Source organism: Streptomyces mayonensis (assembly GCF_018982965.1).
GTDB lineage: Bacteria > Actinomycetota > Actinomycetes > Streptomycetales > Streptomycetaceae > Streptomyces > Streptomyces mayonensis.
In genome coordinates this window covers 1-9,744 of the sequence record NZ_JACBYP010000185.1, presented here as the reverse complement: position 1 = coordinate 9,744, position 9,744 = coordinate 1, and the positions used below count along the sequence as shown (strand labels likewise).

Annotated in this window: 7 protein-coding genes and 1 pseudogene; 3 read left to right on the top strand and 5 right to left on the bottom strand. The window is 73.9% G+C overall.

Annotation, left to right across the window (positions count from 1 at the left end; genetic code table 11):
• Positions 1-41: 41 nt before the first annotated feature.
• Positions 42-1,739, top strand: coding sequence for a flavin monoamine oxidase family protein (locus tag HZS56_RS36115; protein WP_216725037.1), 1,698 nt, complete (start codon positions 42-44; stop codon positions 1,737-1,739).
• Positions 1,740-1,757: 18 nt separating this feature from the next.
• Here HZS56_RS36115 and HZS56_RS36110 read toward each other — a convergent pair.
• Positions 1,758-2,684, bottom strand: a pseudogene (locus tag HZS56_RS36110) (LLM class F420-dependent oxidoreductase); the annotation flags it as partial.
• A gap of 150 nt (positions 2,685-2,834) precedes the next feature.
• Positions 2,835-3,530: a DUF5995 family protein gene (locus tag HZS56_RS36105; RefSeq protein WP_216725036.1), complete on the bottom strand. Its 696-nt coding sequence runs from the start codon at positions 3,528-3,530 to the stop codon at positions 2,835-2,837.
• A 172-nt stretch (positions 3,531-3,702) separates the two neighbouring features.
• Here HZS56_RS36105 and HZS56_RS36100 point away from each other — a divergent pair, with 172 nt between their 5' ends.
• Positions 3,703-4,848: a glycoside hydrolase family 6 protein gene (locus HZS56_RS36100; RefSeq protein WP_216725038.1), complete on the top strand. Its 1,146-nt coding sequence runs from the start codon at positions 3,703-3,705 to the stop codon at positions 4,846-4,848.
• Here HZS56_RS36100 and HZS56_RS36095 read toward each other — a convergent pair.
• The gene (locus HZS56_RS36095; RefSeq protein WP_216725035.1) at positions 4,830-6,284 is read right to left on the bottom strand and encodes a uracil-xanthine permease family protein; all 1,455 of its coding nucleotides are present in this window, start codon (positions 6,282-6,284) and stop codon (positions 4,830-4,832) included. The two genes, HZS56_RS36100 and HZS56_RS36095, sit on opposite strands and share 19 nt — an antisense overlap.
• Positions 6,285-6,415: 131 nt before the next feature.
• Positions 6,416-7,627, bottom strand: a complete 1,212-nt coding sequence (locus HZS56_RS36090; RefSeq protein ID WP_216725034.1) for an MFS transporter — start codon at positions 7,625-7,627, stop codon at positions 6,416-6,418.
• Positions 7,628-7,812: 185 nt separating this feature from the next.
• On the opposite strand from HZS56_RS36090, the gene HZS56_RS36085 reads away from it, so the two are divergent.
• Positions 7,813-9,000, top strand: coding sequence for an ROK family transcriptional regulator (locus tag HZS56_RS36085; RefSeq protein WP_216725033.1), 1,188 nt, complete (start codon positions 7,813-7,815; stop codon positions 8,998-9,000).
• Between the two features lie 309 nt (positions 9,001-9,309).
• Here HZS56_RS36085 and HZS56_RS36080 read toward each other — a convergent pair.
• Positions 9,310-9,744: hypothetical protein (locus tag HZS56_RS36080; RefSeq protein ID WP_253915465.1), on the bottom strand; the 435-nt coding region annotated here is incomplete at its 5' end.

Genomic DNA, 9,744 nt, shown 5'->3' with positions numbered 1-9,744 from the left:
CACCCGCCTCCCGCCCCACCCGCGCAAGGAGTCCGTACCCCATGACGTCCACCGTGCCCAACGCGATCGAGCACGCAGCCGGGCAGCAGCCGCCGATCACCATGTTCGGGCCGGACTTCCCGTACGCGTACGACGACTTCCTCGCCCATCCCGCCGGACTCGGCCAGGTACCCGCGACCGAGCACGGCACCGAGGTCGCGGTCGTCGGTGGCGGCCTGTCCGGCATCGTGGCCGCCTACGAGCTGATGAAGATGGGCCTCAGGCCCGTCGTGTACGAGGCGGACCGGATCGGCGGCCGGCTGCGCACCGTGGGCTTCGACGGGTGCGACCCCTCGCTGCGGGCCGAGCTGGGCGCGATGCGCTTCCCGCCCTCCTCCACCGCCCTCCAGCACTACATCGACCTGGTGGGACTGCGGACCCGGCCCTTCCCCAACCCGCTGGCCGAGGCGACCCCTTCGACCGTCGTCGACATCAAGGGCGAGACGCACTACGCCGAGACGCTCGACGACCTGCCGCAGGTCTACCGGGACGTGGCCGACGCCTGGGCGAGGTGCCTGGAAGAGGGCGCCGACTTCTCCGACATGAACCGCGCCCTGCGCGAACGCGACGTCCCGCGCATCCGGGAGATCTGGGCGAAGCTGGTCGAGAAGCTCGACAACCAGACCTTCTACGGCTTCCTGTGCGACGCGGAGGCCTTCAAGTCCTTCCGGCACCGCGAGATCTTCGGCCAGGTCGGCTTCGGCACCGGCGGCTGGGACACCGACTTCCCCAACTCCGTCCTGGAGATCCTCCGCGTCGTCTACACCGAGGCCGACGACCACCACCGCGGTATCGTCGGCGGCTCCCAGCAGCTGCCGCTCAGGCTCTGGGAGCGGGAGCCGGAGAAGGCCGTCCACTGGCCGCACGGCACCTCGCTGAAGTCCCTGCACGCGCACGGCGAGCCGCGCCCGGCCGTCACCCGGCTGAACCGCACCGCCGGCAACCGCATCACCGTGACGGACGCCGACGGCGACATCCGCACCTACCGGGCGGCGGTCTTCACCGCGCAGTCCTGGATGCTGCTCTCGAAGATCGCCTGCGACGACTCGCTCTTCCCCATCGACCACTGGACCGCGATCGAGCGCACCCACTACATGGAGAGCTCCAAGCTCTTCGTTCCCGTGGACCGCCCCTTCTGGCTGGACAAGGACGAGCACACCGGGCGGGACGTCATGTCGATGACGCTCACCGACCGGATGACCCGCGGCACCTACCTCCTCGACGACGGCCCGGACAGGCCCGCCGCCATCTGCCTCTCCTACACGTGGTGCGACGACAGTCTGAAGTGGCTGCCGCTGTCCGCCCACGAGCGGATGGAGGTCATGCTGAAGTCGCTCGGCGAGATCTATCCGAAGGTCGACATCCGGAAGCACATCGTCGGCAACCCGGTGACGGTCTCCTGGGAGAACGAGCCCTGCTTCATGGGCGCCTTCAAGGCCAACCTCCCCGGCCACTACCGCTACCAGCGGCGCCTGTTCACCCACTTCATGCAGGACCGGCTGCCGGAGGACAAGCGGGGCCTCTTCCTCGCCGGCGACGACATCTCCTGGACGGCCGGCTGGGCGGAGGGCGCCGTCCAGACCGCGCTGAACGCGGTCTGGGGCGTCATGCACCACCTCGGCGGCGGGACCGACGCGGCCAACCCCGGCCCCGGCGACCGCTACGACGAGATCGCGCCGGTCGAACTCCCGGAGGACTGACCCGGGCCGCCCGCCCCAGATGCCGGCCGCCCGCGCCTTCTCGTACACCGCGGCGGCGACGTCCTTGAGTTCCTCGGCGTCCCGCGCGGTGCTCTGCAGGTCGATGAGGATCTCGTCGAGACCGAGCCCGGTGTATGCGGCGAGGTCCTCGACGATCCCGTCGACGCCGCCGTGGAAGGGGCGGCGGTCCGGGCGGGCCGCGGCCCCGGCGTCGTAGCGGGCGTTGACCCGCAGCGTCGTCAGGATCGGCTCCGTGCGACCGCGCTCGGCGGCCAGGTCCCGCAGCTGCCGCAACTGACCGCCGACGACCCCGGCCCCGGTGCCGGTCGGCATCCAGCCGTCGGCGTGGTCGACGACCCGGCGCCGGGCGCGTCCGCCGCTCGCCGCCAGCAGGACCGGGATGGGCCGGGCCGGTTTGGGGCCGACCGCGGCGGACGCGATCTTCGTGACCTCGCCGTCGTACACCACCGGGTCCGGGCCCCAGACCGCGCGGCACACCCCGAGCAACTCGTCCAGCGCGGCGCCCCGCTCGGCGAACGGCCGTACGGACGCCGCCGCGTACTCGTCGTGGGACCAGCCCGTCCCGAAGCCCGCCACCACCCGGCCGCCGCTCGCCGCGTCCAGCGTGGCCAGCGACTTGGCCAACTGGAAGGGGACGTGCAGCGGGGCGACGAGCACGCTGGTGCCCAGCAGGGCCCGCTCGGTGGACGCGGCGGCGAGCGCGAGGCAGACCAGCGGCTCCGCCACGCCCCGGTACTCCTGCGGCCAGGGCAGGCCCTCGACGCCGTACAGCCCTTGAGTGGGAGGGTCGGGGAACAGGACCCGTTCGAAGACCCACAGGCTCTCGTAGCCCGTCCGTTCCGCCGCGCGGGCCACGTCGGGGACGTCCTTGCCGATGTCGTACTGCCGCATCTGGGGGAGGCCGAGTCCGAGCCGGATCGTCATGCCGGGTGCTCCTTCGCGGTCGGGGCGCGGTGTGCGGGACACGGGGTCCGGTGTGCCGGACACGGGAGTCCGTGGGGGCCTCGGCCGCAACTGGTTTCAACATACAACGGTCGGGCCGTGGTGGCGGGCGCGCGCGGGGACGGCCTCCGGTCAGTCCGGCAGCGGGGTGAGCAGCATGCGGCCCGCGAAGCCCGACGCCGTGTCCATCCGGTCGGTGAACTCCCGGGCGACGTCCGGCAGCCGGCGCAGCGCCCACAGGGCACGGGCCGCGGCCCAGGTGGCGTCGCGGGCCCGCTCCAGGCTCCAGGAGCCGAGCAGGTGGGTGAGCGGGTCGGTGATCCGGAGAAGGTCGGGGCCCGGCGTCAGCTCGTCGTGGATGCGCTCCTCCAGCGAGACGAGGAGCTCGCCCACCCGGTCGAACTCGCCCTCCAGGTCGACGGGTTCGCAGCCGAGCGTACGACAGGTGTCCACCACGGCCAGCGCGAGGTCGTGCCCGACGTGCGCGTTGATGCCCGCCAGCGCGAACTGCAGCGGCCGTACCCCGGGATGGCGGCGGAACTGGAACAGGGGGCGCCAGCAGGCGGGCGGACGGCGGCCGTCCTCCGCCGCGTCCACGGCGGCCAGATAGCGCTCCGCGAACCGCACGTCCAGCGCGGTCGCCGCTCGGACGTCCGTGGACCGGCCGCCGTCGACCCGCCGGCCGGCCTCCCGGGTGGCCGCCAGGTAGACGCCGTTGAAGACGGCCACGCCGTCCCGGAGCGGCAGGGCCGTGTCGAGGGCGCGCATCCTGGACAGAACCGTGTCCGCCGTCAAGGCGGCCGTCGGGACTTGCTCGCAGTGCGCCATGGCGGCAGCGTCGCAGCTTTAGGCTGACGGCAGTGCCGGCGGGCCGGCACTTCCCCAGAACGGGGGAAGCGCCCGCCGCGCGGGGGAGGGGGAACTGTACGTGTCAGGCTCTCGTGCCCGGCGCCTGGCCGCCCGCAGGGCCGAGCGCAGGCGCGCCGTCCGCCGCGGGGCGATGGTCGCCGCGGCGTCCGTCGTCGTGGTGGCCGGCACCGCGACCGGCGTGCTCACCGCGCTCGGCGACGGCGACGGCAGCCGTGCCGACGCGGCCCGCCCCGGGGCGACGCACTCGGTGCGGCTGGACGCCCTGCCCGTGCCGGCCCCACCGTCACCGTCACCGCCGGCGGCGACGTCGCGTGCCGCCTCGCCCAGCCCGACGGCCGAGGAGTCCGCCCCCGCCCGGCCCCCGGAGCGGACCTCCGGGACCCCGGGGAAGACGTCCGGGACACCGGCCGCCTCCACCCGGCTCTACCGGCACCCCGACTCCCAGGTCCTCGACTGGCTCCGGACCCACCCGGACGACCCGCGGAAGGAACTCATCGAGTCCCGGATCGCCGGCCACCCGGCCGCCGTGTGGTTCGCCGACCACACGCCGGCCACCATCACCTCCCGGGTCCGCGCCGTCACCTCCGCGGGCGCGGCGCAGGGCCGGGTTCCGGTCCTCGTGCCGTACGTGATTCCCGGCCGCGACTGCGGCGGCCACTCCGAGGGCGGTGCGCCCGACCTCGACGCCTACGACGCCTGGATCGACCGGTTCGCGGCCGGGCTCGGCTCCGGCGACGTCCTCGTCGTACTGGAGCCCGACTCGATCGCCCAGTCCGAGTGCCTGTCCGCCGGTGAACGCGCCGACCGCTTCGCCTCCCTGGCCCGTGCCGGACGCGTGATGAAGGACGCCGACCCCAACGCTCGCGTCTACTTCGACGCCGGACACTCCGGCTGGCACGCGCCCGACAAACAGGCGGGCTGGCTGAAGCAGGCCGGCGCCGCCTCGGCCGACTCCTCCGACGGCGTCTTCAGCAACGTCTCCAACTTCCACACCACCGCCGACGAGGTCGCCCACGCCCGGGCCGTCCTCGACGCCCTCGGCGGACCGGCGACCCTGGGCGCCGTCATCGACACCAGCCGCAACGGCAACGGCCCGCCGCCCGGCGGTCAGTGGTGCGACCCCGCCGGGCGGGGACTCGGCCGCGCCCCGACGCTGAGCACCGGCATGGGGCGCATCGACGCCTACCTGTGGGTCAAGCTGCCGGGGGAGTCCGACGGGTGCAAGGGGGAACCCGGCACGTTCACGCCGTCGTACGCCTACGACTTGGCACGCTGAGCCCCGCCGTCGCTGCCGTCGCTGCCGTCCCCGCCGTCCCCGGTCCTCGCGTCGTGCTCGCCGGTCTTCGCGTCGTACGACGACGTCCCCTCGTCGAGGAGCGGCTGCTGCGTCTTGAGGTGGGCCGGGGCGAAGGCGCGCAGCGCGTGGTAGCCGGTGATGACGACGAGGGTGCCGAGCGCGATGCCGCTGAGCGAGAAGGTGTCGGTGAACTCCATGCTGACGTTGCCGACGCCGATGATGATGCCCGCGGCGGCCGGCACCAGGTTGAGCGGGTTGCGCAGGTCGACCTTGGCGTTGACCCAGATCTGGGCGCCGAGCAGGCCGATCATGCCGTAGAGGATGACGGTGATGCCGCCGAGCACGCCGCCGGGGATCGCGGCCACCACCGCGCCGAACTTCGGGCAGAGGCCGAAGAGCAGCGCGAATCCCGCCGCCGCCCAGTAGGCGGCCGTCGAGTACACCCGGGTCGCGGCCATCACGCCGATGTTCTCGGAGTACGTGGTGTTGGGCGGGCCGCCCACCGCGGTGGAGAGCACGGAGCCGACGCCGTCGGCGGAGATGGCCGTGCCGAGCCGGTCGTCGAGGTTGTCGCCGGTCATCTCGCCGACCGCCTTGACGTGCCCGGCGTTCTCCGCGATCAGCGCGATGACGACCGGCAGGGCGACCAGGATCGCCGACCACTCGAAGCTCGGCCCGTGGAACGACGGCAGTCCGATCCAGTCGGCCTGCCCCACGGCGGAGAAGTCCAGCCGCCAGTGGTCGGTGAGCTTCCCGCTGCCGTCCACCGAGTGGATCCTGCCGAAGATCCGGTCCAGGACCCAGGAGAGGACGTACCCGAAGACCAGCCCCAGGAAGATGGCGATCCGCGACCAGAAGCCGCGCAGGCACACCACGGCCAGGCCCGTGAACAGCATCACCAGGAGTGCGGTCCACTGGTCCTGCGGCCAGTAGGTCGACGCGGTGACCGGGGCCAGGTTGAAGCCGATCAGCATCACCACCGCACCGGTGACGACCGGTGGCATCGCGGCGTGGATGATCCGCGCCCCGAAGCGCTGCACGGCGAGGCCCACCAGGAACAGCGCGGCACCGACCACCAGGACCGCGCCGGTCACCGTGGCGCTGGTGCCGCCCTGTGCCCGGATCACCGCGGCGACGCCGACGAAGGAGAGCGAGCAGCCGAGGTAGCTGGGCACCCGGCCGCGCGTGGCGAGGAGGAAGATGACGGTCGCCACGCCCGACATCATGATCGCGAGGTTGGGGTCCAGGCCCATCAGGACCGGAGCCACGAAGGACGCCCCGAACATGGCCACCACGTGCTGGGCGCCGAGCCCGGCCGTGCGGGGCCACGAGAGCCGTTCGTCGGGGCGGACCACCGCTCCGGGTGCGGGCGTGCGCCCGTCACCGTGCAGCTTCCAGCGCACGCCGAGGTCCATGGTGAGGTTTCGCTTTCTCTGTACGTGAGGACTGTCCGGACCATTGTCGCGGTTGCCCGGCACGCTCCTGCCCCACGCCCCCTGCTGACCAGCACCTTCCCGGCAGACCCCGGCGCCGCGCCACGACGCCTTCAGGGCCGGCGGCCGGGAACCTCCGCGGCAGGCCGACTGATCGTCGGGCGGTCCCGGTCCCCGGCGCGCAGCACCCGGGCGAACACCACGAGGCAGCCGGCCAGCACGGTCACCAGGCCGAAGGACACCACCAGGCTGGTCGCCTGGGCGAGGCCGCCGATCGCGCTCGGCGCCACCAGGCCCGAGGTGTACGTGATGGTGGCGACGCCCGCGATGGCCAGGCTCGGGTTCGAGCCGGCGCGGCCGGCCGCCGCGAAGCAGAGCGGGACGACCACCGCGATGCCGAGGCCGATCAGCGCGAAGCCGGTCATCGCCACCGCCGGACGGCCACCGGCGACGACGAGCAGACCGCCGACGGTGGCCAGCACACCGCTCACCCGCACCGAGCGGACCGCGCCGAACCGGTCCACCACCTTGTCCCCGACGAGCCGGGCCACGGCCATCGTCAGGGTGAAGCCCGTCGTGCACGCCGCCGCGAGTCCGGCCGAGGTCTCCAGCTCGTCCCGCAGATAGACCGCCGACCAGTCCAGGCTCGCGCCCTCCGCGAAGACCGCGCAGAAGCCGACCGCGCCGATCAGCACCGCCGACTTCGGCGGCAGCGCGAACCGCGGCGGCGGGTCCTCGTCCTCGGCGGGCTGGAGATCCAGCACCCAGGTGCAGGCGACCAGGCCGACCACGGTCAGCACCGCCGCGGCCAGCACGTGATGCGTCCGGGCGTCCGTGCCCAGATGGGCGGCGAGCGTGCCGGCCGCCGAGCCGACCAGTGCGCCCGTGCTCCACATGCCGTGCAGCCCGGACATGATCGACCTGTCGAGACGGTTCTCGATCTCCACGCCGAGCGCGTTCATCGCCACGTCCGACATGCCCGCCGTGGCGCCGTAGACGAACAGCACTAGGCACAGGGTGAGCAGGTTCGGGGCGAGGGAGGGCAGGACCAGCGCCAGTGTCCACAGGGCCAGCAGACCCCGCAGGGCCGCGCGGGCGCCGAACCGGTGGCTGACGCTCCCGGCCAGCGGCATGGCCACGGACGCGCCGAGCGCCGGGAAGGCGAGCGCGAGGCCCAGCTGGCCCGCGCTCACCCCGGCGTGGTCCTGGATCCACGGCACGCGGGTCGCGAAGGAGCCGGTGACGGAGCCGTGCACGGCGAACACGGCCGCCACGGCGTACCGGGCGCGCCGCACCTCGCGCCGCCCGTAGGTCACTGTGCTCATGGTCCACCCCTCCGGCGCCCGCACGCGCCGCCTTTCCCTGGCTGTCTCAGCTGCCGTCTCAGCCGGCTCACTGCGCCGCGTAAACTATCAGGTAGCCTGCCTGATAGATAGTGGAATATAGGCGGGCCGCCCAGTGGGAGAACCGGCGTGGGCTGCCGCGCCGCCGATCTGGAAGGATCCCCGGCATGCCCGCATCCCCGAGCACCGCCCGGGCCATCAATGACCGGCTCGCCCTTCATCTGCTCCAGCGGGACGGCCCGTTGACGGCAGGTCAGCTCAAGACACTGACCGGCCTGTCCCGGCCCACCGTCGCCGACCTCGTCGAACGTCTCACCGTCTCCGGCCTGATCGAGGTGGTGGGGGAGTCCGGCGAGCAGCGCCGCGGCCCCAACGCCAAGCTGTACGGCATCGTCGCCGGACGCGCGTACCTCGCCGCCCTCGACGTGCGCACCGAGGGCGTCGCCGTGCTCGTCTCCGACCTGCTCGGCCGGGTCCTCGCCGAGGGCTCCGTGCCGATCGACGACGACAACGGCACCGGACCCGCGGTGGAGCAGGCGGTGGGACTGGTCGAGCGCGCGGCGAAGGAGGCCGGCGCCGACCGGCTGCACACCGTCGGCATCGGCGCGCCCGGCCTGATCGACCCGGCCAGCGGCGAACTGCGCGACTCCACCGGCCTGCCCGAGTGGCACCGCCGGCTGATGGCCGCGCTCCAGGAGAAGTTCCCCGACGCACGGGTCGGCGTCGAGAACGAGACCAACCTCGCCGCCCTGGCCGAGCAGCGCGACGGGGCGGCCCGGGACCGGGACACCTTCGTCCTGCTGTGGCTGGGCTTCGGCATCGGCGCCGCCGTCGTCCTCGACGGCACCCTGCGCCGGGGAGTCTCCGGCGGTGCGGGGGAGATCGGGTTCATGCCGGTACCGGGCACCGCGGGCCTGCCCTCGGCCACCGACTGCGCCGGCGGCTTCCACTCCGTGGCCGCGGCGGCGGCGGTGACCGCCCTCGCGGCGGAGCACGGGATCACGGCGCCCCCCGACGGGCCAGAACCGCACGCCGCCGCACTCGTCCGGGCAGCGGTGTGCGGGGACGGCGCGCCTGCCGAGCGGTTCCTGGACGCCCTCGCCGACCGCATCGTGCTCGGCGCCGCCGCCGTCGTCTCGGTGCTCGACCCCGGCTGCCTGGTGCTGGCCGGGGAGATCGGCCGGGCGGGCGGCGACATCCTCGCCGGCCGTGTCCAGCGGCGCCTGGACCGCATGTCACCCCTGGCCACCGAGGTCCGGGCCAGCACCCTGGGCGGCGGCGCGGTACTCCGCGGGGCACTCCTGACCGCCCGCGACCGGGCCCAGGACGACCTCTTCGCCCCACCGGAGCGGTAGCCTGCGGCGCTTCGGCGGGTGGGGTGCGTGCGGGGCGGTGCCTGGGGGCGGCGTGGTCGGTGTGGGGCCTGAGTCGCCGCTGGTGGTCCGCCCGGTGGTGTTCCGGTGCGGGGTCTCTCGGGTGTCTCGGGCCTCTGGGGGCAGGGGCGTGGGCATCCCGGACCGCCACCGGGCCAGGGACGGTCCGGGAGGCCCGGCCCCCTTGGCCGGGGCCGTTCGCATCGTGAGAGGGACGGCCCGACGGGGCGTGTCGGGCAGGACGGGACGAGGGGCCCGACGGCGGGGAAGCTCGGCGCCCCCTGGGCCCGCTCAGGGCGACGGTCGCTGCCCGGCGGCACGGGCACGGCCCGGTTCCCGGAACGCCGTCCCGTCCGCCGCCAGCCACACGAGCACCGCCGGCAGCAGTACCGCCGCTCCGAGCAGGGCCAGGAACCCCGCGGCGCTCGCCGCCGACAGGGGTTCCAGGTGCCGGGCGTGGAAGAGGAGGTGCACGACGGAGTTGACGAGGTAGGCGACCAGCGCCGTCAGCACCAGCCGCCGCTCCATCGCCGCCACCGCCGCGCACAGCACCACGGCGAGCGCGAGGCTCGCTCCGCCGAAGTCCTGGAGCAGGTGCTCGTTGTAGGGCGGCAGGTGCGACACCCAGGGCCACTTCCAGAACCACTCGGGCAACAGCAGGACCCACAGCCCCAGCACCACCTGCGTACCGGCGAGCAGCCCCACCCCCGCCCGCAGCCACCCCCG